Annotated in this window: 23 protein-coding genes; 21 read left to right on the top strand and 2 right to left on the bottom strand. The window is 46.7% G+C overall.

The genetic code is table 11. The features are described 5' to 3' along the window. Positions 1 to 9 precede the first annotated feature (9 nt). The 18 genes from PAEAM_RS28450 to PAEAM_RS28365 all read left to right on the top strand — a co-directional run bounded on the left by PAEAM_RS28450 (position 10) and on the right by PAEAM_RS28365 (position 17,871). Positions 10 to 882 carry a LysR family transcriptional regulator gene (locus PAEAM_RS28450; RefSeq protein ID WP_076253264.1) on the top strand — a complete coding sequence of 291 codons (873 nt, stop codon included), beginning with the start codon at positions 10 to 12 and terminating at the stop codon, positions 880 to 882. Positions 883 to 936: 54 nt separating this feature from the next. Continuing rightward, complete coding sequence (locus tag PAEAM_RS28445; protein ID WP_100529735.1) at positions 937 to 1,998, top strand: LLM class flavin-dependent oxidoreductase; 1,062 nt, start codon at positions 937 to 939, stop codon at positions 1,996 to 1,998. Between the two features lie 50 nt (positions 1,999 to 2,048). Then, the gene (locus tag PAEAM_RS28440; RefSeq protein ID WP_243391497.1) at positions 2,049 to 3,275 is read left to right on the top strand and encodes an amidohydrolase; all 1,227 of its coding nucleotides are present in this window, start codon (positions 2,049 to 2,051) and stop codon (positions 3,273 to 3,275) included. 332 nt (positions 3,276 to 3,607) lie between these two features. Further along, positions 3,608 to 4,468 (top strand): histidine racemase CntK family protein, encoded by an 861-nt coding sequence (locus PAEAM_RS28435; RefSeq protein ID WP_100529734.1) that lies wholly within the window; start codon positions 3,608 to 3,610, stop codon positions 4,466 to 4,468. Positions 4,469 to 4,511: 43 nt separating this feature from the next. Continuing rightward, complete coding sequence (locus tag PAEAM_RS28430; RefSeq protein ID WP_100529733.1) at positions 4,512 to 5,306, top strand: class I SAM-dependent methyltransferase; 795 nt, start codon at positions 4,512 to 4,514, stop codon at positions 5,304 to 5,306. A 66-nt stretch (positions 5,307 to 5,372) separates the two neighbouring features. After that, a complete protein-coding gene (locus PAEAM_RS28425) occupies positions 5,373 to 6,683 on the top strand; it encodes an opine metallophore biosynthesis dehydrogenase (RefSeq protein ID WP_100529732.1) in 1,311 nt (436 codons plus the stop codon). A gap of 207 nt (positions 6,684 to 6,890) precedes the next feature. Further along, positions 6,891 to 8,519 carry a staphylopine-dependent metal ABC transporter substrate-binding lipoprotein gene (cntA, locus tag PAEAM_RS28420; RefSeq protein ID WP_100529731.1) on the top strand — a complete coding sequence of 543 codons (1,629 nt, stop codon included), beginning with the start codon at positions 6,891 to 6,893 and terminating at the stop codon, positions 8,517 to 8,519. Between the two features lie 13 nt (positions 8,520 to 8,532). Beyond that, complete coding sequence (opp1B, locus tag PAEAM_RS28415; protein WP_100529730.1) at positions 8,533 to 9,465, top strand: nickel/cobalt ABC transporter permease; 933 nt, start codon at positions 8,533 to 8,535, stop codon at positions 9,463 to 9,465. Continuing rightward, positions 9,465 to 10,361 carry a staphylopine uptake ABC transporter permease subunit CntC gene (gene cntC / locus PAEAM_RS28410; RefSeq protein WP_100529729.1) on the top strand — a complete coding sequence of 299 codons (897 nt, stop codon included), beginning with the start codon at positions 9,465 to 9,467 and terminating at the stop codon, positions 10,359 to 10,361. Before opp1B ends, cntC begins: the two co-directional genes overlap by 1 nt. Further along, on the top strand, positions 10,342 to 11,151 hold the full coding sequence (cntD, locus tag PAEAM_RS28405) for a staphylopine uptake ABC transporter ATP-binding protein CntD (RefSeq protein WP_100529728.1): 810 nt from the start codon (positions 10,342 to 10,344) through the stop codon (positions 11,149 to 11,151). Before cntC ends, cntD begins: the two co-directional genes overlap by 20 nt. Continuing rightward, positions 11,152 to 11,904: an ABC transporter ATP-binding protein gene (locus tag PAEAM_RS28400; RefSeq protein ID WP_100529727.1), complete on the top strand. Its 753-nt coding sequence runs from the start codon at positions 11,152 to 11,154 to the stop codon at positions 11,902 to 11,904. Between the two features lie 14 nt (positions 11,905 to 11,918). Then, positions 11,919 to 13,112: a staphylopine family metallophore export MFS transporter CntE gene (gene cntE, locus PAEAM_RS28395; protein ID WP_100529726.1), complete on the top strand. Its 1,194-nt coding sequence runs from the start codon at positions 11,919 to 11,921 to the stop codon at positions 13,110 to 13,112. A gap of 29 nt (positions 13,113 to 13,141) precedes the next feature. Continuing rightward, on the top strand, positions 13,142 to 14,374 hold the full coding sequence (cntE, locus tag PAEAM_RS28390; protein ID WP_347707922.1) for a staphylopine family metallophore export MFS transporter CntE: 1,233 nt from the start codon (positions 13,142 to 13,144) through the stop codon (positions 14,372 to 14,374). 526 nt (positions 14,375 to 14,900) lie between these two features. Then, positions 14,901 to 16,097 carry a GTP-binding protein gene (locus PAEAM_RS28385; RefSeq protein ID WP_100529724.1) on the top strand — a complete coding sequence of 399 codons (1,197 nt, stop codon included), beginning with the start codon at positions 14,901 to 14,903 and terminating at the stop codon, positions 16,095 to 16,097. A 53-nt stretch (positions 16,098 to 16,150) separates the two neighbouring features. Further along, entirely contained in the window at positions 16,151 to 16,420 is a 270-nt protein-coding gene (gene rpsN, locus PAEAM_RS28380; RefSeq protein WP_036605831.1) for a 30S ribosomal protein S14, read from the top strand. Between the two features lie 115 nt (positions 16,421 to 16,535). After that, positions 16,536 to 16,871 carry a DUF3024 domain-containing protein gene (locus PAEAM_RS28375; RefSeq protein WP_165790089.1) on the top strand — a complete coding sequence of 112 codons (336 nt, stop codon included), beginning with the start codon at positions 16,536 to 16,538 and terminating at the stop codon, positions 16,869 to 16,871. A gap of 280 nt (positions 16,872 to 17,151) precedes the next feature. Then, entirely contained in the window at positions 17,152 to 17,628 is a 477-nt protein-coding gene (locus PAEAM_RS28370; RefSeq protein ID WP_036605833.1) for a DUF2975 domain-containing protein, read from the top strand. 9 nt (positions 17,629 to 17,637) lie between these two features. Continuing rightward, positions 17,638 to 17,871: a helix-turn-helix domain-containing protein gene (locus PAEAM_RS28365; protein WP_076211193.1), complete on the top strand. Its 234-nt coding sequence runs from the start codon at positions 17,638 to 17,640 to the stop codon at positions 17,869 to 17,871. 79 nt (positions 17,872 to 17,950) lie between these two features. Here PAEAM_RS28365 and PAEAM_RS28360 read toward each other — a convergent pair whose 3' ends face one another. Further along, positions 17,951 to 18,808 carry a helix-turn-helix transcriptional regulator gene (locus PAEAM_RS28360; protein WP_243391496.1) on the bottom strand — a complete coding sequence of 286 codons (858 nt, stop codon included), beginning with the start codon at positions 18,806 to 18,808 and terminating at the stop codon, positions 17,951 to 17,953. A 175-nt stretch (positions 18,809 to 18,983) separates the two neighbouring features. On the opposite strand from PAEAM_RS28360, the gene PAEAM_RS28355 reads away from it, so the two are divergent. After that, on the top strand, positions 18,984 to 21,056 hold the full coding sequence (locus PAEAM_RS28355; protein WP_100529721.1) for a beta-galactosidase: 2,073 nt from the start codon (positions 18,984 to 18,986) through the stop codon (positions 21,054 to 21,056). 144 nt (positions 21,057 to 21,200) lie between these two features. Here PAEAM_RS28355 and PAEAM_RS28350 read toward each other — a convergent pair whose 3' ends face one another. Beyond that, a complete protein-coding gene (locus PAEAM_RS28350) occupies positions 21,201 to 22,244 on the bottom strand; it encodes a substrate-binding domain-containing protein (RefSeq protein ID WP_100529720.1) in 1,044 nt (347 codons plus the stop codon). 237 nt (positions 22,245 to 22,481) lie between these two features. On the opposite strand from PAEAM_RS28350, the gene modA reads away from it, so the two are divergent. Both modA and modB read left to right on the top strand, forming a co-directional pair. Beyond that, positions 22,482 to 23,354: a molybdate ABC transporter substrate-binding protein gene (modA, locus tag PAEAM_RS28345; protein WP_100529719.1), complete on the top strand. Its 873-nt coding sequence runs from the start codon at positions 22,482 to 22,484 to the stop codon at positions 23,352 to 23,354. Next, on the top strand, positions 23,351 to 24,037 hold the full coding sequence (gene modB, locus PAEAM_RS28340; protein WP_100529718.1) for a molybdate ABC transporter permease subunit: 687 nt from the start codon (positions 23,351 to 23,353) through the stop codon (positions 24,035 to 24,037). Before modA ends, modB begins: the two co-directional genes overlap by 4 nt. Positions 24,038 to 24,196 lie beyond the last annotated feature (159 nt).

The raw sequence follows: 24,196 nt of genomic DNA, 5'->3' as shown, positions 1-24,196 counted from the left end.
GAGGCGCTCATGAATATTGAGAATATTGAAGCATTTGTATATATCAATCATTATGGAAGCTTCAATAAGGCTGCCGAAGTACTCTTCTTGTCCCAACCTTCGGTCACAGCTCGCATTCAGTCACTGGAAAGGGAGCTGGGCTGCAAGTTGTTTGATCGGCTTGGCAAACAAATTGTGCTGACAGAGGAAGGCCGTAAATTCCTGCCATATGCGCAGCAAGTGCTGCAAGTGATTCAGAAGGGCAAGCAGAAGATTCAGCAACGGCGATCAACACCGGATGCTCTTCGACTCGGTAGTACAGTATCGGTATCCAACTATGTCATTCCCGATTTTTTACCCAAGATCAAGGAAGCTTACCCCGAAATTAATATCAAATTGACGACAGCAACGACGGATCAGCTGATTGCCAAACTGCTTGGTCAGGAGATCGATCTTGCTTTTGTGCGCAAGGTCATGCATCCTGCGATCCGTACGGTTGCTTTTTATGAAGATCCGATCCAGCTCTATGTGTACAAAGGGCATCCATTCATTGAGAGCGGGCATGTCAGCATGGAAGCCATCCGGAATGAGCAACTGGTCTTTTTTGAATGTGGTTCACTGGACTGGCTTCGCATTCACCGGGCTTTCGACTCGCTGGAACATCCGCCGAATATTACATACCATGTTGATAATTCGGAGACGGCGAAGAAACTGGTTATGCAAGGGGCAGGCATTGCCTTTCTCCCAGGACTTACGGTGAAGAAGGAAGTGCAAAATCAGGAGCTGTTCCCCATTCAGGTACATGAGGTAGCAGGTGTATCGTTGCAGATCAGCGTCGTTACTTTAAAGGAAGAATATTCGCCATTGGCAGAGCCCTTCGGGGAACTGCTGCGGAAGTTATAGATTGTTTGTAAGATTCAAGAACAGCGGTTCAGCACAATCAAGGAGGAGAAGGATATGAGTATTCGTGTTGGCATTTTGGATCAGACTCCCATCTATGAAGGGGAAACGGCGGTGGATGCTTTTCGGCATACGATTGAGCTGGCACAGCGGGCAGAGCAGCTTGGATTCCATCGATTCTGGGTGTCGGAGCACCATGATTCAGGGCATGTTGCAGGTTCCTCCCCAGAGGTACTCATCTCCCACTTGCTTGCGCATACAAAGCGGATTCGGCTGGGGTCTGGCGGAGTAATGCTCCAGCATTATAGTCCATACAAAGTCGCCGAGAATTTCAATATCCTCGCCGCGCTCGGACCAGGAAGAGTTGACCTGGGAATCGGTCGTGCACCAGGCGGGTTACCACGTTCGACACAGGCGTTGCAGGAAGGTATTCAGGAAGCCGCATCTCTTCAAGAGAAAATTGTTCAGGTGAAACGATACATCCACAATGAGTCGCTTGAAGATCAGTCGCATCCACTTGCAGGTCTCAGTGCTTCGCCTGTGTCGGATATTCCAGCGGAGCTGTACGTACTTGGAGCAAGTGTCGATAGTGCAGGTATGGCTGCGGAACTGGGACTCCCATATGTCTTTTCACTGTTCATTAACAGTAATATAGAGGTAGCGCTTGAAGCGATCCGTGTATATCGTGAACAATTTGATCGTTCCCAGGGACGAGAGCCCTACGCTGCACTGGCCATATCGTTAATTGTGGCCGAGAGTGAGGAGGAAGCGGAAGGACTTGCGAGCGAGCATATGCTGGTGAAGATCCATCTGGAGAGTGGGAAAGTACTCACTGTCGGTTCTGTGGAACAGGCGGAAGAATTCGGCCGTCAATCAAACGAAACCTATCGGATCGAGATTTTGGAGCCAAGTGTGACCAGGGGTACGAAGGAAAGCGTAGGTCAGGCGTTGCTGAAGTTCCAGCAGGAATTTGCTGTGGAAGAGTTCATTGTGACTACAGCTACACGGGACTTTACCAAGCGAATTCGTTCATTCGAATTGTTGCGTGAGATTCTGGCAGAGCAGGGACTGAGTGAATTTGCACTGGAATCCAAGGAACAGGAAGCTGCAATCGGATAGAATTAGGCAGTTAATATAGCAGTAAATATATACGAATGGGAGGCCATGTGATGAAAAGTGATCTGGAACAGCCCAAGCAGCATTCTGAGCAACAAGTACAGGGCCCCGAGCATGAACTTCACGGTGAACGGGCGGAAGAATTCGTGGAAAGATTAATCACCATTCGGCGACATCTGCATCGTAACCCGGAATTGTCCGGCGAGGAAAAGGAGACGACGGCAGCCATTCGCAGTTGGCTGGAAGAGGAAGGCGTCCATATTGCAGACGAATATGCGCTCCGGACAGGGCTTGTCGCTGAAGTGGGTCAAGGGAACGGACCTGTGGTTGCCCTAAGAGCGGATATTGATGCGCTGCCCATTCAGGAAGAGACAAAGCTGGAATTTGCCTCCCAGGTAGATGGAAAGATGCACGCATGCGGACATGACGCACACACGGCAATTCTGATCGGTGCTGCACGATTACTGAAACAGCGCGAGTCCATCCTACCGGGAAAAGTACGGTTGATATTCCAGCCATCAGAGGAAAAAGCAACGGGTGCTCGGCAAGTGATCCAGAGCGGCGCATTATCCGATGTTCGGGCCGTATTTGGTTTGCATAACAAGCCTGATCTCCAGGTAGGTACGGTGGGCATTCGGGAAGGCGCATTGATGGCAGCAGCAGACGGTTTTGTTGTCAAAGTGGAAGGTGTAGGCACCCATGCAGCTGTGCCTGAAGCCGGCATTGATCCAATTGTGGTTGCCGCACATATTGTTACGGCATTACAGGCCATTGTGAGTCGCAATGTGGGAGCACAGGAGAGTGCTGTAATCAGTGTCACCAAGCTCCACAGTGGCACAGCCTGGAACGTTATTCCGGATGAAGCGATCCTTGATGGCACAGTGCGTACCTTTGATGAGAAAGTGCGTGCACGGATTCGCGAACGTTTCAATCAGGTAGTCGCCGGTGTGGCGGCAGCCTATGGCACACGGGCTACGGTCCGTTGGATTCAGGGACCACCTGCCGTGGTCAACGATGAAGCTCTGGCATCTGCGGCGGAGCAAGTTGCAAGTCAGATTGGGCTGAATAGCATCAGACCGCTGCCTTCTCCGGCAGGAGAGGACTTCTCTTTTTATCAAAAAGAAGTTCCCGGCCTGTTCCTCTTCTTGGGCACCTCTGGCCCGCATGAGTGGCATCACCCTGGCTTTGATGTGGATGAACGGGCTCTGTCGCTGGGAGCACATCTTCTGGCTGCACTGGCTGAGAGAGCACTGCACAATGTGCAAGCACATCAAGAGTGATGAGTACAGTGAATCACTGGATCATATCCAGATCGAAACGGTTCCGTTCGACGGCAACCGTTTTTCGTATTCACTTTTTAAGTGAGAGCGAGGTAGGAACGACGATTCGTTGAATCTTATCAGATGGTGTAATTATGGCTAGGGCTGGCGCAGAAGCGTCAGCTCTGTTTGGGTTTTCTTACAGGAGGTGCAGCTAAAGGTATTATGAAATTTTATTTTTTTTAAATGGAAATATTTGTTGACGCTCCCCAAAAAGATGTGCTATATTTTTCTCGACATTTAATCGTAATAATTACTATTAGATAAAAAGAAGAACAGGAGTAGTCGCTGCGATGAAACAGGAGATCGATTTTATCAAGTTCAGTCCCACCCAAAACATGACGATTCTGGTTAAAACGGATCATGCAGCCGAGAAATACAATCATATTGCAACTCGTCTAATGTCGTATGATAACGTTTACGCTGAACAAGTGGGATTCATTGAACCAACGAGGAGACCGGAAGCTGCTGCCCGTCTGGAAATGGCCGGAGGAGAGTTCTGTGGCAATGCCTGTATGGCACTTGCAGCACACCACGCATCTGAAGCAGGACTGGAACAACAGGAGTTTATGGATATCATGCTGGAGGTTTCCGGAACCGATCAATTGATCATGTGCCATGTGAAGAAACAGCAGAACGAATATGACTGCCAGGTAACCATGCCGATACCAAAGCAGATCGAACAACGAACAATCCGATACGAAGGCATCGAGCTCGATATGGTGATCATCCGGTACGCTGAGTTCATCCATATCGTGATCGAAGTCGATGACTTCGACGATACGATGAAGAAGAGGGCACAGACCCTTGCAAGGTTACTGGGATTAACCCTGGGAGATAAGCTGATCGGTATCTTGTTATATCAATCACATTCGGAAGAAATGGCCCCACTCATCTATGTTCCAGAGCTGGATAGTCTGATCTGGGAGAGAGGGTGTGGTTCGGGTACGGCCTCCGTCGGAGCGTATCTCGCATGGAGCCAGCAGAGGCAGATTACGCAGTACATCAAGCAGCCTGGTGGTGCGATCAAAGTGGTAGCCCAGTGGAATGGCGCAGAACTTGGGAGTATTACGATTGAGGGATCTGTTGGCATCGTGGCTCAGGGCAAAGCCTTCATAGATGCTCCAGCAGAATGGAGCGTTGTAAACGCATGAGGTACATGATACATGATCGAGACAACGTATAGGGGGAAAAGAAATGATCACATTGGTCCATTTTCAGACATGTTTGAGTGAATTTGCAGAGAAATTCGATAAGCTCGCGAGCAAGTATGATCATACGATTCAGCATAGTGCAGAGCTGGAAGCTGTGATCAATGACTACTCCCGCTTTGTGACCGATCAGGAGAATAAGGCAGCATGGGAACAGTTGGAGCATTCGGAGCTGGAAGAACTGGATTCGCTTGTGTGGGAGTTAAGAAATAAATCCGCCCAGTGTGTAGCGATCATGGAGAAATATCGTGCATTAAAGTTAGAGAGTGGGGATGTGCAGATTGCCGATTATTTCAAAAACATAGAAGAGTGCATCGATAAAGAATTCGGCAGCTTCCATGTCACCTTCGATTCGAAAGTGTTGTTGGTAGGCTCGGGTTCCTTCCCTATGACACCATTACTCATCGCCAAGCGAACAGGTGCACAGGTCGTCGGGATCGATATTGATGAAGAATCCATTAGACTCGGACAGAAGGTGGTGGAGACGCTGGGCGCGGGTTTGAAGATTCGTTTGGAGTCAACATTGCTTGAGGATCTGGATTATACCAGGGAAGCAACCCATATCATTTTCAGCTCTACGGTGGCCCCTAAATATGAGCTGCTTGATCAACTGCATGCCCTGACGAATGCACAGGTGGTTGTAGCCATGAGATACGGTGATCAGTTGAAGTCCTTGTTCAATTATCCGATGAGAGAGACGGACAGCAACAAATGGAAGCTGGTGGATACGATCCTGCGCCCGGATGATGTGTTTGATATTGCGTTGTATCAAAAAGCATAGGTATGCAAGTGCATCCAAGTGCGTCCAAATGGATTACAGATTGAACATTGAATTAAGGAGGCTTATATGAGCAATCTTCAGCGAATTCTGATACTCGGAACCGGACCTGTTTCCATTCAGCTTGCGGTAACACTCAAAGACCATCTCAACTGCTGTATAGGCATTGCGGGGAGACAATCGGTTCGTTCAGCGTCCGTATTCTCAGCCCTCGAACAGAGCAATGGGCGTATTCAGGTCAGCATTCAAAATGAGAAACATCAATCGCTCGCAGGTGAGTGTTACGTTGATCATGTGTTCAAGGGATATCACACCATTGAGGGTGAATGGGATACACTCATTTTGGCGGTTACCACCGATGCGTATATCGATGTACTGGAACAAATGAAAAATGATTTCATCAAACAACTGAAATGTATCATTTTTATTTCTCCAACGTTTGGGTCGAATCGACTCGTGACCCATTATATGAGAGAGCGGAATGCGGCGCCGGAATTGATCAGTTTCTCTACCTACCTCGGAGATACTCGTTGGATGCACGAGCATCCGTCGAATCATGTGATTACTACAGGGGTCAAGAAAAAGGTTTATATCGGTTCCACTCTTTACCCGTCTGAACAGGTCAGTAAGCTATGCCAAGTGTATGAGCGTTTGGGTGTTGCGCTGGAAGTGATGCGATCCCCACTGGAGGCGGAAACGAGAAATATTTCGTTGTACGTGCATCCACCTTTGTTCATGAACGACTTCTCATTAGAAGCCATCTTTGGAGCATCGAATATTCAGAAATACATATACAAGATGTATCCTGAAGGTCCGATTACACAAGTTTTGATACGGGAAATGCGGGCACAGTGGCAGGAGATTATGAATATTACGGACCGACTCCATATCCAGGGAGTGAACCTGCTTCAATTCATGACGGATGACAACTATCCGGTTCGATTAGAGAGTATATCACGCCAGGATATCGAGAATTTCAATCAGCTGCAGGTCATTCATCAGGAGTATTTATTATACATACGGTACACCTCATTATTGATTGACCCATTCTCGGAACCTGATTCGGAAGGGAAATATTTCGACTTTTCAGCAGTCCCATTCCGCAAAACGTTCATGAACCGCGAAGGGGAACTGGACATCCCCCGTATGCCCAAGGAAGATTACTACCGCATCAAAATCATTCAGGGCATAGCCAGACATCTGGATGTAAACTGTCCAACCATTAATCGATTTATCACCAGATATGAAGCGAAGCTTCAGGAAGTGGCTGACGCACACCCGGATCAACGCTTGTCCAGCGCCTTTTCAATCCAATCCTTTGAAGAGGATATCCGCATGATCTGCACCGGACTTGTAAGTAGTAGGGTTAATTACATTTAAATAATGCAAATTAAATTTTGTTTTACACAGTAACGGAGGGGGCAGAAAGAACCTGAAGAAGCGAAGCGTTCCCCTTTATCCCCGGATTTTCTCTTTAGAAAAGAGAATCAAAAAAATCTGGGGATAACAGGGATCAGAAGGTTGTTCTGACCACGTAGTGGTCTTGTGTAAAGTTTGAATTTGATTTGCTTATCAGGAGGAAATGTTGTGAAAAAGGGTCTTACTTTTACATCTATACTATTGCTGGTGTCAGCCATTGCGCTGCTCGCCGGATGCGCTCAGAACACAAAAGAGAAAGAGGGCGCCCAAACGGAGTCTGTAAATAGTCAGGTACAAACCGAACTTATCTATGCTTCTGCCAAAGATATTAATGATATGAACCCCCATCTGTATACAGGCTCCATGCCTGCGCAAGGAATGGTATATGAGTCTCTGGTGGAAAACACGCCTGACGGAATCAAGCCATTGCTGGCTGAATCATGGGATATCTCCGAGGATGGCAAGACCTATACCTTTCATCTGCGACAAGATGTGAAATTCCATGATGGAGAGCCGTTCAACGCAGAGGCGGTTAAACAAAATATCGATGCAGTACAGGCGAATGCCGAAAAACATGTCTGGATCAAGCTGTCTACCAAAATCATAAGTGTAAAAGTTATCGATGAGTATACGGTGGAGTTGGTGCTGTCGGAAGCCTATTATCCGGCACTGGTGGAATTGTCCATGACAAGACCTTACGTCTTCATATCACCCAAGGATTTCAAGGATGGGGGAACCAAAGACGGAGTAAGTGGTTTACACGGCACAGGACCTTACAAGCTTACTGCTCATAAAGTTGAAGAGAATGCCACGTTTGAAGCCAATGAAGACTATTGGGGTGGTGCACCTGCAATTAAGAAAATCACATCCAAGGTTCTTCCGGCTGGAGAAACAACATTCCTGGCATTGCAAAAAGGAGAAATCAACTTTGTGTTCACCGATGACCGGGGAGCAGATAGTATCGATGTCGAAGCCATGGACCAATTGGCTGAATCCGGTGATTATCAAGTGGTTCGAAGTGAAGCGATGAACACCAATATGATCGTAGCCAATAGCAGTCGCGAGAATAGTCCGGTTCAGGAAACGGCAGTGCGGGAAGCGCTTTGGTATGCCATCGATCGGGAAACGATCAGTAAAGATATTTTCAACGGAACACAGACTGTAGCGGACACGCTATTTTCAGCCAATGTCAATTACGCCAAAGTGGACCTTAAAAAACGGGAGTATGATCCGGAAATGGCTAAAAATCTTCTGGAGCAAGCTGGCTGGACATTGGCAGATGGTGAAGGGGTGAGAACGAAGAACGGTCAGCCTTTGGCCATGAAACTATACTATGACAGCAACTCGTCTTCACAGAAAATACAGGCTGAATTGATCCAGTATTCCATGAAAGAATTGGGTGTTCAGCTTGAAATCGTGGGCGAAGAGTCTACTTCCATCGCGAATCGGAGAGCTACCGGGGAATATGATCTGCTCTTTAATCAAACCTGGGGACTGGCCTATGATCCACAGAGTACCATTGCAGCATTTACGTCTGATTCGGCATACAAGCATACAACAAGCGGAATTGCCCAAGCAGATGAACTTTATCAGAAAATTGATGCGGTTATGGTTTCCACGGATGAGGCTTCACGCCAATCCCTGTATGCCGACATTATGAAGATCGTTCATGATGAAGCGGTCTTCATCCCGATTACCAACGGACGTGTTACCGTAGTCGCTCCCGAGAATCTTAATGGAATCTCATTCAAGCAGACTCAATATGAACTACCTTTTGAAAAAATGAATTTTAAATAGAGCGGAGATGGATATGGGAAGTTATATCGTCAAAAGGATTCTGTTAACCATCCCTTTACTGATTATCATTTCATTTATAACGTTTGTTCTGATTAATCTATCTCCCTTGGACCCGGCGGTTGTTGTGTTACAGGCACAGGAAGTTCCGCAGATCACGGATGAACTGATCGCCCAAACGAATAAAGCGCTGGGATTCGATCAGCCGTTCATGATCCAGTATGCGAACTGGATCATGGCTGTTGTACAGTTGGACTTTGGCAACTCTTATGTATCTGGTGAACCTGTGTGGTCATTAATGGGGCCGGCTTTTATGAACACATTGAAGTTAACGCTTGTCTCATCGGTATTTATTATTGCGCTGTCCATTCTGCTGGGTGTGATCTGTGCCATGAGAGAAGGCAAGTTGCTGGATCAATCGGTCAGAGGCGTATCATTTTTCCTAACAGCCATGCCGTCCTACTGGCTTGCAGCCATGATGATCTGGTATTTTTCCGTCAAGCTGGACCTGTTACCTACCAGTGGCATGGACTCGTATCGAAGCTATATTCTACCGGTGATTGTGATCACGGTGAGTTATACGGGCATTTACTTCCGAACGGTTCGAAGTTCCATGCTGAGCAATATGAATGAGGACTATGTGTTATATGCAAGGGCAAGCGGTCTGAGCGAAAAGAAAGTCACCCTGCATATTCTGAGAAATTCATTACAGGTGGCCGTGTCCATCTTTTGCATGGCGATCCCGATCGTGTTGGGCAGCACGGTAGTCATCGAAAATGTATTTGCCTGGCCGGGGCTCGGTAGACTCAGCGTGAAATCCATTTTAAGCAGGGATTTTCCGATTATTCAGGCGTATGTTCTGATGTTGGCTGTAACCTTTGTGTTGTTTAATACGTTATCCGACATCATTAATGCGGCGATGAATCCCCGGTTGAGAAAGGAATTCTGATGCGAATACTGAAAAATCTCAGTAAAGACAAGCTTGCGATGACCTCGTTGGTAGTGATTATCGTCATGATTATGGCGGGCATACTGGCTCCGCTTATTGCGCCGCATGATCCTGGACAAGTGAACATGAAGCTTCGATACGCCTCCTCATCCTGGGAATATCTATTAGGCAATGATCATCTGGGCAGATGTGTATTATCCCGGCTTATCTATGGTATCCGTCCAAGTGTGTTATGGGTTCTGGTTGCGCTCAGTCTGTCTGTTTTGATCGGGGCTATTGTTGGATTCATCGCGGGTTACTTTAAGGGGAAAGTGGATGCGTGGATCATGAGGGTCTGTGATATCATGCTGTCTTTTCCGGGATACGTGATGACACTGGCGGTGGTCGGCATTTTGGGTGCAGGACTGGAGAACATTCTGATTGCTTTTGTGTTCATGAAATGGGCCTGGTTTGCCCGCGTTATTCGCACATCTGTGATGCAGTTCTCTGATATGGATTATGTAAAATTCGCTAAAGCCTCCGGCACGCCTAATATGAGAATCATAACCAAACATATTGTTCCGGTTACCTTTGCCGATATTGCCGTCATTGCGAGTGGTTCCATGTGTTCAATGATGTTGCAGATCTCCGGCCTTTCCTTTCTGGGGCTTGGCATTCAGGCTCCGCATGCGGAGTGGGGCATGATGCTCAATGAGGCGAGGGAAGTCATGTTTTCCAGACCAGAATTAATGTTGGCACCAGGCCTGGCCATTGTGGTGGTGGTGTCTGCTTTTAATTTTTTATCGGATGCGCTTCAAGTGGCTCTGGACCCCAAATTGATGACCTCTCAAGGTAAGTCTGACAAGTCTTACGAAAGTGAGGTGAGAAAGACGGCTTATGAATATAGTCGAGGTTGAACATTTGAAAGTATGGGACACCAACACAGACAAAGTGATCATTCATGACAGTTCATTTGAAGTTAAGCAGGGAAGCTGCATGGCCATTGTGGGGGAAAGCGGTAGCGGCAAGTCCGTTACGTGCAGAGCCATCATGCGACTGAACAAGCCATGGATTCGTCAATCGGGCACGATGTTATTTCAGGGCGAAGACCTGAACCAGCTTTCGGAACCGGAGATGCGGCGTAAGCGGGGCAAGCATCTATGTATGATTTTGCAAAATGGCATGAGTGCATTTGATCCTTCCTGTGTCATTGGTGTTCATATTCGGGAGACGCTTCAGCAGCATTTTGGCTGGAATACCCGCGAGAGTGAACGGAAAATCATCAATGCCATGGAAAGCGTCATGCTCAGACATCCGCGCGAGATTCTGAATCAATATCCACATCAGCTGTCTGGTGGGATGCTGCAACGAATCATGATTGCTCTGGCATTGGTGCTTGAGCCTGATCTGATTATTGCGGATGAGCCAACAACGGCGCTGGATACGATCTCTCAATATGAAGTGGTGGAGCAATTGATTCAATTACGCGAACGCATGGGTTGTTCCATGATGTTCATCTCCCATGACCTCGGCGTCGTTCAGAAGATTGCAGATGACGTGATGGTCATGAAAGACGGAAACATCGTAGAGCATGGCAGCATGCATTCTGTTTTGACAGAGCCGAAGCATGCCTACACGCAGTATCTGGTCTCTACCCGACTGGAGCTAAGCAATCATTTTAAGGCGTTGATACAGGGGGACTCATAGATGCTAAAGGTGGAAGGTATCGAAAAATCATATAACCAAGGCGGACTGTTCTCCAAGCACAAACAACAAGTTTTGAAACAGGTTACCTTTGAATGCCAGCAGGGCGAGTGTCTCGGTATCATCGGTGAAAGCGGAAGCGGTAAATCGACGTTGGGCCGTCTGATTTTGGGCATTGAACGCCCGGATCGTGGAATGATCTCGCTCGATGGTAAAGACGTACAGGATCGGCGTGTACGGATGGGAAATCTCAGCGCTGTTTTTCAAAACTATACGTCATCCATCAATCCGTTTCTTACCGTGGAAGCTGCCATTATGGAACCGATGCAAGCACAGCAAAAGCTGCGAAAGGATCAGGGTAACTCAGAGAAGGTGGATCTGTTGTTGAACCAAGTTGGACTGGACCCTTCTTATAAGTCCAAATATCCGCATGAACTATCCGGCGGGGAGGCTCAGAGAGTGTGCATTGCCAGGGCCATCTCGACAGCCCCAAAACTTATTGTGTTCGATGAAGCGATCAGTTCACTGGACGTGTCTGTTCAGATTCAGGTGTTGCAATTACTGAAAGAGTTGAAAGAAATCTATAAGCTGAGCTATGTCTTTATCACACATGATATACAGGCGGCAGCCTATATCTGTGACAGGGTAATCATTTTCAGAGAGGGACAGGTTGTAGAGATCGTTACGACCAAGCAACTCAAGGACGTACAGTCCGACTATGCGAAGCGATTATTGAAGCATTTAATACCATTTTAGGGGGAACACCCATTGTGAGTGGAGCGATGTCTTGGCCTTTTCTGCGCTTGTACATACTGGTTCTTCTATATTTCAGTGCCAATGCCATTCTTAACGTGATCATCCCATTGCAAGGGGAGTCCTTGGGTGCGAGCGGTACAACAATCGGACTGATCATGGGCGCTTATATGTTCACAACAATGTTCTTCAGACCTTGGGCAGGTCGGATTATTCAAAAGCACGGTCCGATTAAAATATTGCGTCTAATTCTGATTATCAATGGATTTGCCCTGATTTTATATACCTCTACGGGACTCGGAGGTTATTTGGTTGCTCGTATTTTGCAGGGGGTATCGACAGCGTTTTTCTCCATGGCCTTGCAGATTGGCATTATTGATGCACTTCCGGAGAAAGATCGGTCACAGGGGATTTCGTATTATTCGCTGTTCAGTTATATACCAGGCATCGTGGGGCCAGTTATCGCATTAGGAATCTGGCAGACGGGTGGCATGGATTATTTTACAGTGGTTCTGATCGGCATTGCCGTCTGTACGGGTGTCTTCGGATATACCGCCAAAATGGAACCAAACAAGGAGCAGCCTGCTGAGAATCTTTCGGAGCAGAACGTGAGTATGTGGGAATCCTTTGGTCAGTTGGTGAAGAATCCACATTTATTTCGTTGCAGTGTGTTAATGCTCGCCGCTTCGGTTGTATTTGGCGCGATTACCACCTTTATTCCGCTGTATGCGAGTCAAGTACCAGACGGGAATGCGGGTGTATATCTGATGCTTCAGGCAGGAACAGTGGTGTTGGCTCGAATTATGCTTCGAAAAAGGATTCCGTCCGATGGCAGTTGGCATTCTCCTTTCATCATGGGTACGATGTGTCTGCTCGCCGTAGCTGCGCAATGTGTCAGTTTTGCCGTGACAGGTGGGGTAGTCTTTTTCTATGTGGGCGCTGTATTCATGGGAATCGGTCAGGCGATCCTGTATCCGACACTCACGACCTATTTATCTTTTGTCTTGCCTAAACTGAACCGGAACGTCCTGATTGGGTTATTTATCGCGATGGCGGATCTGGGTATTTCTCTGGGTGGTGTGATTATGGGTCCCGTCGCTGACTTCTCTTCCTATTCATTTATGTACATGATCTGTGCTATCCTAGGAGCGGTAATGATCGTTTTTGCCTATGAACGGCGGAGACCCGTTACAGGTACATCTGTGAGTTGACTGGCTGAAGAGAAAGTGGTGACGAACGTTTGAAGTCTTCAATGACGGCAACATCCAATGGGAAATTAAATCCGGTATCCTTTTCGTTTATACGGTTTTATATGCTGGCCTTTTTATTTTTTGCAGCGAATTCAGCTTTGACGATTATTCTGCCTTTGCGAAGCGAAGCCGCCGGATTGAACCAGGCTGAGATTGGTCTGATGATGGGGGCATATATGTTCACCTGTATGCTCTTGAGACCTTTTGCAGCACAACTGCTGGGTAAGCATGGGCCACTCCGAGTGATGCAATGGTTATTGCTATTACATGCGGGCACGTTGCTGTTATTTGTTGTTTTTGGTGTGGAGACGTATCTGTGGTTGCGAGCCCTGCAAGGGGTGGCTACGGCCTTTTTCTCCATGACGATGCAGGCAGGCATTGTGGAAAAGCTGGAGGACAAAGACCGGGCACAAGGGCTGTCCATGTACACCCTTTTTACGATGGTTCCTTCTCTGGTCATTCCGATCCTTGCCATACAAATCTGGGAAAATGCCAGTGATCTGGCGTTTACGCTGCTGATGATCGGACTGGCGGCGCTGCCACTTCTGATTGGATATAATGTGGATCTGCCGCGGAGTACCGTGCAGAACAAATCGTACACCTTGGGTGACATGTTTCGTTCATTCGGCGGCATCTGGCGCAGTACACCGCTGCTGATCAGCAGTGTGGTGATGTTGTTTGCGTCCTGCGTCTTTGGGGCGACAGCGACCTTTCTTCCTCTGTATATGGTATCCACCGGAATGGCGAGTGCAGGCGTATTTTTGACGATTCAGGGATTAGTTGTAATCCTGTGCAGGTTTATTTTGCGCAAAAAAATTCCGTCCGACGGTAGCTGGAATACCTGGCTGATGGCAGGGTTAATGCTGTGTGCAGCACTGGGAACCCAGTTACTCAGCTTAATGGAGATCATCGGGCCATTGGTGTATCTCTCCGCAGTGTTCAGCGGTTTTGCCCTGGCACTGTTGTACCCGACATTAACCACATATCTGTCTTTTGTGTTGCCTGCGGATTCCAGATATGTACTCATGGGGATTTTCATGTCCTCGTATGACCTCGGATTCTCTCTGGGTGGACTGGCAATGGGGCTCATTGTGCAAATGAGTTCGTATTCGACCATGTTTATGATCTGCACGTTGCTGTCTATTGCAGCGATGGTTCTGGTGTTGGTGTTCAGGCAACGGATGGAAGCGGGCAATAAGGCCAGATCTGGGGTGACTATATAAATTGAACTAAAGAACATTTACACGGATCACTCCAATGACAGAACAACCTTCCGATCGCTGTTATCCCCAGATTTTTTTGATTCCTTTTTATAAAGGTTAAATCCGGGGATAGCGTATGCTTCCGATGTAGCTTTCTTGCAGAAAGCTTGTAGGCGAAGTGTATGCTTTCGAAGTAGCTTTCCTGCAGAAAGCTTGTAGCCCCGCTTCTTCAGGTTCTTTCTGTCCTCTCCGTTTCGTGTAAATGTTCAGTTCAATCTATATAGCTTTGTTGAATATGTCACGGTACAGGCGTATTTGTAATGCGAACATTTACAGAGGAGGTTTATGACTCACTTCTTGCCAAAACGTATCCTCAGGATGCGAAAGTGTAAGGGTCGGTCATCAGCCTTTTTTTGTTTTTTTGCAGGTTGAATCAAAAATAGTTTGACAACGACCGTCTAACAGGATTATAGTCATTGTTGTTAATCGTAATAATTACTATTAAAGTCTGAATTACACAGACTGCACATATAAGGAGTAGATATTTATGACACAAAAGCAAGTTCCGGTAACCGTACTGAGTGGCTACCTCGGTTCAGGGAAAACGACGGTTTTGAATCATGTGTTGAACAACAGACAAGGGCTTAAGGTTGCCGTAATCGTCAACGACATGAGTGAGGTCAATATTGATGCAGCGCTGGTCAAGGGGGAGGCAACCTTGTCTCGAACCGAAGAGAAGCTGGTGGAGTTATCGAATGGCTGCATCTGCTGCACCTTGCGGGATGATCTGATGCAAGAGATTGAGAAGCTGGTGAACGAAGGCAAGTATGACTATATTTTGATCGAATCCACCGGCATCAGTGAACCTGTTCCAGTTGCACAGACCTTTACATACGCCGATGAGGAGTCGGGTATTGACCTGACTAGACTGGCTCGATTGGATTGTCTGGTAACGGTGGTGGATGCCAATCGATTCTGGCATGATTTTGGATCAGGACAGAGTCTTCTGGATCGTAATCAGGCGACTGGAGATGAGGACAACCGTGACGTTGTAGACTTGTTGATTGATCAGATCGAAACCTGTGATGTGCTACTGCTGAACAAATGTGATCTGGTCGATGAAACCGAGCTGAACAAGCTCGAAGGGGTCATCCGCAAGCTACAGCCTAACGCCAAGATCATTCGGACTGAGAATGGACAGGTGAATCCGTCTGAGATTCTGAATACAGGCCGCTTTGATTTTGAGAAGGTGAGCATGTCCGCTGGATGGATTCAGGAGCTGGAGAAGGAGTCGCATACACCGGAAACCGAGGAATATGGTATTGGTTCCTTTGTCTATCGCCGTAGAAAGCCATTCCATCCTTCCCGTCTGGCTGAATTCATGAGTTACTGGCCGGAAGAAGTGGTACGTGCCAAAGGTTTGGTATGGCTTGCGGCTGAAGGGGATGTTGCGGCAAGTCTCAGTCAGGCAGGGCCATCCATTCAGTTCGGTCCTGCGGGACATTGGGTCGCGGCGTTGCCGGAAGCGGACAAAGAAGAGATTTTACGTAACGAGCCGGATGTTCTGGAGAAATGGGATGCCCAGTGGGGAGATCGTCAGACGGAGCTTGTCATGATTGGGATCGAAATGGAGCGTGCAAGCATTGAAGATGAGCTGGACCAGTGCCTGCTCAGTGATGAAGAAATGCTGGGCGACTGGGGCCAGTTCGACAATCCACTGCCATGGCCTGTGGAAGCGGTATAACTCGGAAGTTGATGTTCTAAACATAAATTTAATGGATAAAGGAGCTGTATTTCATGGCTAAAAAATCAAAAGTGGTACGTGAGAAGCAACGTCAGGCGATCGTGGCAAAATATGCGGACCTGCGCCGGGAATTGAAGGAAAAAGGGGATTACGAAGCATTGCAGAAATTGCCGCGTAATGCATCTCCGACCAGACTAAAGAATCGTTGTGAAGTGACAGGTCGCCCGCGGGGTTATCTACGCAAGTTCAAGGTATCTCGGATTAAGTTCAGAGAACTGGCTCATCAAGGACAGATTCCTGGTGTAACAAAATCCAGCTGGTAAAATGATCAAGGGATGTAGCTGACCACCCTTACATGAAGGCAAGATGTTGTGTGCTTGGAGCTGCATGTGGTGCGTAGAACAGAGGTGGTATTTTGCTGAAAGGATGTGCATCTTCATGCTGGACTCGTTTACGTTACGAAGAATTCAGTCCGTAATGAACGGATATATTCACGAGAAGGTACCCGCGCCACTACGTACGATGGTGAAGTTGACGTATGTGATGAATGACAATGAATTGATCCTGACCGAAGAAAGACCCGCCGAGGAACGGTATCAATGGGATAAGATGCATATTGCCCGATTTTACTGGGAAGAAAATCAGTGGAAAGTGTATGCCAGAGATGAACAGAGCAGCTGGGATCCGGTAGATGTTATTACACCTTGTTCCGATTTTGAGAATGTGCTCGAGCAGGTGGAACGGGATGAGGCGGGGTTGTTCTGGCGTACGTGAGCGAGATCGGTTAAGAGTATATTTCATTCGTGAAAATTAATGTTAACTCAGACAAATATGGCGTATATGCAACCGAGTTCGAAGCTAGCGAAACAGTGGCTAGCATCGGGCTTTTTTTTGTGTTCAAAAATCATTGAAGCAAAGAGGGGGGGCGATCTTTTGGTCTGCCTTCCTTAATGGGCAAAAGAATAAATAAAATCTGTTTTACAATAAAAATTTATTGTAAAACGATAAAAATTATGATAAATTCATATCACTTAAAACAAGTGAGGTGCTTTTTGTGAAGCGAGGTACAACCATCTTTTTAAAATTGGCTGTGTTGCTTATTGGTGTTCCCATTCTTGCCTTATGTATATTCGGCATACCCTGGTTAGCAAACAATCCGGTGAATCCGAATTATGCAGGTGCACTATACCCCATAGTGATTATTATGTATGTGTCCGTTATTCCGTTTATCGTTGCACTGTACCAGGCATTCCGTCTGCTGAGCTACATCGACAAAAATGAAGCGTTCTCTCTAATGTCAGTGAAATCCTTAAAAACAATAAAATATTGTGCTATTGTAATCAGTAGTCTCTATTTTGTGATGTTGCCATTTGTGTATGTTGTCGCAGAGAAAGATGATGCCCCAGGCCTCATTCTAATGGGAATGGTTCCTGTTTTTGCTTCATTGGTCATTGCAGTTTTTTCTGCTGTGCTCCAAAGATTGTTACAGGAAGCGATTGATATCAAATCAGAAAATGACCTAGTGGTCTGAGGTGAATATATGGCCATTATAATCAATATTGATGTGATGTTGGCAAAGCGGAAAATGACGGTTACCGAGCTTGCAGAGAGAGTTGAGATCACAATCGCCAATATTTCCATATTGAAAACAGGAAAAGCAAAAGCGATCCGTTTATCCACTCTGGATGCCATCTGTAAAGCATTGGATTGTCAGCCTGGAGATATATTGGAATATAAGGCTGACGAGGACGAAGATACGAATGAGCATTTATAAAAGTGACCGAAGAAGACTCTGCATGTTATATGCAGAGTCTTTTTTTGCATCAGCTTGTTCAAGGAATACGTCCCGTGCCCTATAACGAATGATTGTGCATCATACGGAATTGCATAGGTGTTACGTTTTCCTGGGTTTTAAAACAGCGGATGAAGTAGCTTGACTGTGAAAATCCCGTTTCCAGCGTAATTTGTTTAATGGAAAGGTTGGTTGTTGCGAGCAGCTGTTTCGCATGTAATAACCTGGATTCCAAGAGGAATTCCGGGAAGGAGATGCCAAACGTCTGACTGAATTTGCGGCTAAAGTATGTTGTACTGTATCCGGCAATTCCGGCAGCGTGATCAAGTGTGATGTGCTCATTACTATGAGAGCGAATATAATTCCCTGCTTCACGAATTCGCTCTGAAGTGTGATTTAAAGAAACATTGATTTGACTCGCTGCGGATTGCAATCGGGTCAGAAGTTCATATAATGTTGCTGCCACACTGTGCTCGTCCTCCACCTGATAGCCTCTGCCTAGCTCCAGCAATCGATCCATGAGCGCGGTAACCACCGGAAAGTTGGAACATTGAAACAGCCAGGGCTCGTCAACGCCTTTTCCATTTAACAGTTCTTCGAGACGAATGCCGTAGAAGTGAATCCAACGAATACTCCAAGGGTCATCCAAATCTGAATAGTAGGTTTGTCTGAGACCGGGACCGTAGAGGAATCCCTGTCCTCGTGTTAACTCGTAACAAGCGGTTCCTGTGTCCAGAAATCCTTTACCTTCAAGTACAAGGTGCAGATTATAGCAATGATCCAAGTTGATATCTTTCGTTCGATATTCCCGATTCACATAATGTTTCGGAAAGTCACTGTACCCTCCAATAAAATCGGGAAAGCATACATGTCTGGGGAAAACCGGCTTGGGGAGAAAGATGTGTTCTTTCACGTGCATCCTCCATTTAAACGCAATATTTTTATGTAGTGAACTGAAATAGATTCAGCCTACTGTTATTTGAATCTTGGACAATGACAATATTTTATTATAAGTCGCATAATCTTGTCATTTATTATATGTGAAGGTTCCAATAGAATGGAGGCAATATGGCAGGTTAAGGGGGCAATTAAAGGTGGCAAAATCAATCCAAATGGATGAATTAAAAATGGGGGTCTGTTATTACCCTGAGCACTGGTCGGAAGCGTTGTGGGAGGACGATTTCCGTAGAATGAAAGAGATGAATATCACAGTTATTCGGATGGCTGAATTTGCATGGTCCATCTTTGAACCGGAAGAAGACCAGTTCGATTTTAGTTTTTTCCAGAAGGCACTGGATCTGGCGCATCAATACGGTTTAAGTGTTATTTTGGGAACACCTACTGCAACTCCACCAGCGTGGTTAACATCCAAATATCCTGAAGTATTAAACGCAAATAAGGACGGGGTATTGTATCAACACGGCATGCGGCGTCATACCAACTACAGCAGCCCAATCTTCAGACAGCAATGTGAAAAAATCGTGCGCAATATGGTGATTGCCTATAAAGATCATCCGGCTCTCATTGGATGGCAGATCGATAATGAATTCAATTGTCATATGGATGTTTTCTATGCTGAGGCGGACCATGTCGCCTTCCGTGAATGGTTAAAGGATCGTTATGAATCGTTAGAGAATCTGAACCAAGCATGGGGAACCGTTTTCTGGAGTCAGACCTATACTGACTGGGAGCAAGTTCACCTTACCCGAAATATGGTCAGTTCATCGCCCAATCCTCACCTGGCACTAGATGAAAAGAGATTCATCTCCGCCAATACCATTTCATTTGCCAAGCTTCAGGTGGACATCATTCGGGAACTGGACCCGGAACATTGGATCACAACAAACGGTACGTTTGGACACTTGGATAATCATGAAATGACAGAGGAGCTATTGGATTTCTTCTCCTATGATTCGTATCCGCAGTTTGCCACGATCTTCCCAGGGACAGACGATAACTCATTACAAGATCGGGCCTGGAGCATGAAACTGTCGAACGTACGTAACATGTCACCGAACTTCTGCGTCATGGAACAACAGTCTGGGCCAGGAGGCTGGGTCGACAGTATAGGCATGGGTACGCCAAGACCGGGACAGATCCGATTATGGTCGTATCAATCTGTTCTTCACGGAACAGATCTGCTCGTCTACTTCCGCTGGCGGACAGCAACATTTGGCACCGAGATGTACTGGCATGGCATCAATGATTACCATAATCAACCCAACAGAAGAGTACGCGAGGTTGCACAAGTAGGGGAAGAGTTTGCCAAGATCGGGCGTGTTATTGCGGGCACTACATATCAAGCCGATGTTGCGATCCTACAGGATTACGATAACATCTGGGATGGAGAGTTGGATGAGTGGCACGGCCCGCTTCAGCAACAGAGTGTACGCTCCTGGTATAAACAGCTCCAGTATCGTCATATTCCGACGGACATGGTTACACTGCAACCAACGACAACACTGGAAGAGTTATCCGAATATAAGGTGATCATCTATGCTCACCCGGCCATCATGACAGACGAGACAGCAGAACTTCTGCAAGCCTATGTCAGTCAAGGAGGCACTCTGTTTTTCGGTGCGCGCACTGGATATAAGGATCTCAGGGGGCATTGTTATATGAGACCGTTTCCTGGGGCTGTCGCTGAGTTGTGTGGTGTAACCGTAGAGGACTTTACCTTAATCAAAGGAACCATTCCAGCAGCTGAGCTGCAATGGAATGGGGCGAGTGAGCGACTTCAGGAGGGAACGCCAACGGCCGGATTTAACGAAGTTCTTCATGTGGAGCATGCTGACGTACAGGTTGTGGCTGAGTATACATCCGAATATTATGCAGGTAGTCCTGCATTGACCAAACGTACGGTAGGTCAGGGGCAAGTATGGTATTATGGAGCGGCTTACAATGAACCGGTCGTAGATGCTCTCCTGGATGAAATAGAGCTATCTTCACCTGTGGGTGACCTGGTAGAGGTACCGTCCGAAGTTGAGCTTGGTATCCGTTCCGGTAAGGATAAAGCTTATGTCTTTTTACTCAACTACTCGCATCAACAAGTCCCCATTAACCTTAAGAAGCAAGTAAAAGAGTTACTGTCAGGTACAACACTTCAGAATGAGATCAACATGCCCGCGTATGGTGTATTCATCCTGGAGATCGATTTGCCACATTAAAAAATTCATTCATCCATATCATGCATTATTTATAGAAAGTAACACCAAAAACGCCATGCAGCCATTGCAAGGCGTTTTGTATATGCCTGATGTAATGTGTAATACACGTTGAGCATGGGCTGTTATTGTCTACATTTGGTATACCTATGCTTCGTACAAAATCTCACCTGTCCGAGATACATCATATCCCTCGAATGATTGCAGTTCCTGCCTGAACTCCGACGATTGGAGAATTCGCAGGACAGATTCTGTCCAGGCTTCATTACCTTGCTTCCTCAGCATGACCAGATCATAACGCTCCTGAATGAGAGGGACAAAATCCACCTGCCCCACAAGTCGCGCAGCCTTTTCAATGCCAACACCGACATCAGCTTCTCCTGAACTGACTTTGGCCGCCACGCCCATGTGACTGGTTTCTTCGACTTGATATCCGATCAGACCTGCGGCAGGAATTCCATGCAGTCGAAGTTGCTCATCCAGCAATACTCGCGCGCCAGAACCTATCTCCCGGTTAGCGAGTCGAAGTTCAGACTTGCTCAGATCGGTCCAATTCTGCAAGTTCTGCGGATTACCACGCTGTACATACAGTCCGGCAGGTCGTGACAGCAGGTTCACCACAACATAAGATCGTCCCGTCAGAATTTTGCGAATATACGGCAGATTATACTCACCGGTATCTCCGTCGAGCAGATGGGTGCTGACCAGATCGGACTCACCGCGATACATCGAGATAAGCCCATCCAGACTACCCATGAACGAACGTAGCGGACGAATGTCCCGGGTTTGTTTTTCCATATGGCGCATTAGGATATCCAGACTGACGTCCTGACCTGTTATGACCAGATGCCGTGGTACAGCAGTCATTGCATGAGCAGAACTCGCTGGAGTAATCGCATGCGCAGACCCAACGGGTGTAGTCGATTGTATGGAAGTACCCTGAAAATCACCCTGACCTGGCTGAGTCCCTGATTCCGAGGTCTGATGAGAAGTCGGGATACGTTGCCCTGAGGACTGAAGTTGCTTGGAGCGACGTTTATATGCCTCCAGATCGGTTGCATCAATTCGCATCTGTTTGCCCACACGGTATGCGACGAGGTCTCCTTTTTTGATTAGGTCATAGACCGTCAGTTTCGATATTTTGAGTAGCTTGGATATTTCTTCGGTTGTGTAGGATTGCTCCTCCGTCATAAGTGAAGATCCTCCTTCAAAGGTATAGAGCAATGATGGTTTTATTATGAATGTTTCTTGTACTATATCATTAATTGAGGGATGCCATAAACCTGAGAACACGCAATACACGCATAGGACAGATAACAAAAATCAAATGTGATCTTAATCACCTTCCCATTTTTTTTGTCTTGTGTATAATTAGATATAATCAATTATAACTAGTTATATCTAAAGATAACGTTGGGGGAGAAAAGAATGAGAAAGAGAATCGGATATGTGTTGGGAAGTATGTCACTGGGACTGGCTCTTGTATTGGCTGGTTGCGGCGCAAGCACGGGCACTACGGATACATCCACAGGTGCAGAACAAACAACCTCAACGCCAGCGGCATCAGGTGAAAGTTCATCAACAGGAAATACCGATCCGCAGGAAACGGTAGATCTGACAATCTCTGCGGCGGCCAGTCTGACCGATGCGATGAAAGAGATTGAAACCAATTATGAGTTAGCTAATCCTCATATAGAACTTAATTTTAACTTTGGTGCCTCGGGTGCCTTGCAACAGCAGATCGAACAGGGTGCACCGGCTGATATCTTTGTATCGGCGGCAACAAAAAATATGAATGCGCTAGTGGATGAAAACCTGATTGCATCGGGCGATCAGAAGAATCTGCTACAGAATTCACTGGTGGCCATAGTGCCAGCAGATGGGACCCACACAGTAACCAGTGAAACGGATCTCACCAGCGACTCCATCAAGACGGTAGCCATTGGGATTCCGGAAAGTGTTCCTGCGGGAACCTATGCCAAGGAAGCTCTGACCAATGCCAAGCTGTGGGATGAACTGGAAAGTAAACTTGTGCAGGGGAAAGACGTTAGACAGGTTCTTCAATATGTAGAGACAGGCAATGCAGATGCAGGATTTGTATATAAAACGGATGCTCTTACTTCGGATCAGGTGAAAATTGCGTTTGAGGTGGACAAGAACAGCTACACACCAGCCAATTATCCAATAGGCATTATTGAAGGAACCAAACACCGTGCTGAGGCCGAACAATTTTATGCGTATTTACAAACCCCGGAAGTGCTCGATATCTTCGCGAAATACGGATTCACAATTCCGAAATGAATGTGAACGCCATAGACTGGTCCGTATTCTGGTCACCGGTGCGCCTATCGCTTCAGGTAGCGTTATTATCCAGCGTAGTGGCCACTGTGCTCGGAATTGCGATAGCCTGGAAGATGTCACGTTCTTCATTTCGGGGAAAGATTCTGCTGGAAACGGCATTTATGCTGCCGCTAGTCCTTCCTCCGACGGTGGTTGGATTTCTGTTACTTGTCATATTGGGGCGTAAAAGTCTGTTTGGACAATGGATTGAAGCCATATTCTCCGCACCGGTTATTTTCACCTGGTGGGCTGCGGTGATTGCTTCGGTGGTGGTTGCTTTTCCACTGGTGTATCAGACGATGAAATCGGGATTCAGTGGTGTGGATCGTGATCTGGAGGATGCGGGTCGTTCGATTGGGGCGAATGAGTGGCAGGTCTTTCGTTACATTTCCTTGCCGCTCGCAGGCAGAGCATTTATGACCGCCTTCATCCTGGGCTTTGCCCGGGCACTCGGCGAATTCGGTGCGACACTGATGATTGCAGGCAATATTCCGGGCAAAACACAAACGGTACCCACGGCAATCTATGTCGCTGTGGATTCGGGCAATCAGACCATGGCCTGGGCATGGACTGTTTCCATTATTATCATCTCGTTTCTCATGTTACTGATGACCAGACAGCAGCGAGATGGAAAAAATGACTAATTTGATATGTGTTAATATTATATATAAAATGATGAAAAATCCGTTTTGAGGAAAGAACTTTTTTCCTTAACGCGGTTTTTTATTACCAATTTCATATGTACCAATATCAATATCCTGCCAAATTGGTCTTAATGGAAATGTAAAGCTGTTTTAACATAA

This window comes from Paenibacillus sp. GM1FR, assembly GCF_002803315.1.
Classification (GTDB): Bacteria; Bacillota; Bacilli; order Paenibacillales; family Paenibacillaceae; genus Paenibacillus; species Paenibacillus amylolyticus.
The sequence above is the reverse complement of the archived record's forward strand: the minus strand, read 5'-3'. Positions and strand labels throughout refer to the sequence as shown.

What these genes read in the sequence shown, in the direction of transcription:
- PAEAM_RS28450 (WP_076253264.1), top strand. Translation starts at nt 10, where the DNA reads ATGAATATTGAGAATATTGAAGCATTTGTATATATCAATCATTATGGA.
- PAEAM_RS28445 (WP_100529735.1), top strand. Translation starts at nt 937, where the DNA reads ATGAGTATTCGTGTTGGCATTTTGGATCAGACTCCCATCTATGAAGGG.
- PAEAM_RS28440 (WP_243391497.1), top strand. Translation starts at nt 2,049, where the DNA reads ATGAAAAGTGATCTGGAACAGCCCAAGCAGCATTCTGAGCAACAAGTA.
- PAEAM_RS28435 (WP_100529734.1), top strand. Translation starts at nt 3,608, where the DNA reads ATGAAACAGGAGATCGATTTTATCAAGTTCAGTCCCACCCAAAACATG.
- PAEAM_RS28430 (WP_100529733.1), top strand. Translation starts at nt 4,512, where the DNA reads ATGATCACATTGGTCCATTTTCAGACATGTTTGAGTGAATTTGCAGAG.
- PAEAM_RS28425 (WP_100529732.1), top strand. Translation starts at nt 5,373, where the DNA reads ATGAGCAATCTTCAGCGAATTCTGATACTCGGAACCGGACCTGTTTCC.
- opp1B (WP_100529730.1), top strand. Translation starts at nt 8,533, where the DNA reads ATGGGAAGTTATATCGTCAAAAGGATTCTGTTAACCATCCCTTTACTG.
- cntC (WP_100529729.1), top strand. Translation starts at nt 9,465, where the DNA reads ATGCGAATACTGAAAAATCTCAGTAAAGACAAGCTTGCGATGACCTCG.
- cntD (WP_100529728.1), top strand. Translation starts at nt 10,342, where the DNA reads ATGAATATAGTCGAGGTTGAACATTTGAAAGTATGGGACACCAACACA.
- PAEAM_RS28400 (WP_100529727.1), top strand. Translation starts at nt 11,152, where the DNA reads ATGCTAAAGGTGGAAGGTATCGAAAAATCATATAACCAAGGCGGACTG.
- PAEAM_RS28385 (WP_100529724.1), top strand. Translation starts at nt 14,901, where the DNA reads ATGACACAAAAGCAAGTTCCGGTAACCGTACTGAGTGGCTACCTCGGT.
- rpsN (WP_036605831.1), top strand. Translation starts at nt 16,151, where the DNA reads ATGGCTAAAAAATCAAAAGTGGTACGTGAGAAGCAACGTCAGGCGATC.
- PAEAM_RS28375 (WP_165790089.1), top strand. Translation starts at nt 16,536, where the DNA reads ATGCTGGACTCGTTTACGTTACGAAGAATTCAGTCCGTAATGAACGGA.
- PAEAM_RS28365 (WP_076211193.1), top strand. Translation starts at nt 17,638, where the DNA reads ATGGCCATTATAATCAATATTGATGTGATGTTGGCAAAGCGGAAAATG.
- PAEAM_RS28360 (WP_243391496.1), bottom strand. Translation starts at nt 18,808, where the DNA reads ATGCACGTGAAAGAACACATCTTTCTCCCCAAGCCGGTTTTCCCCAGA.
- PAEAM_RS28350 (WP_100529720.1), bottom strand. Translation starts at nt 22,244, where the DNA reads ATGACGGAGGAGCAATCCTACACAACCGAAGAAATATCCAAGCTACTC.
- modA (WP_100529719.1), top strand. Translation starts at nt 22,482, where the DNA reads ATGAGAAAGAGAATCGGATATGTGTTGGGAAGTATGTCACTGGGACTG.
- modB (WP_100529718.1), top strand. Translation starts at nt 23,351, where the DNA reads ATGAATGTGAACGCCATAGACTGGTCCGTATTCTGGTCACCGGTGCGC.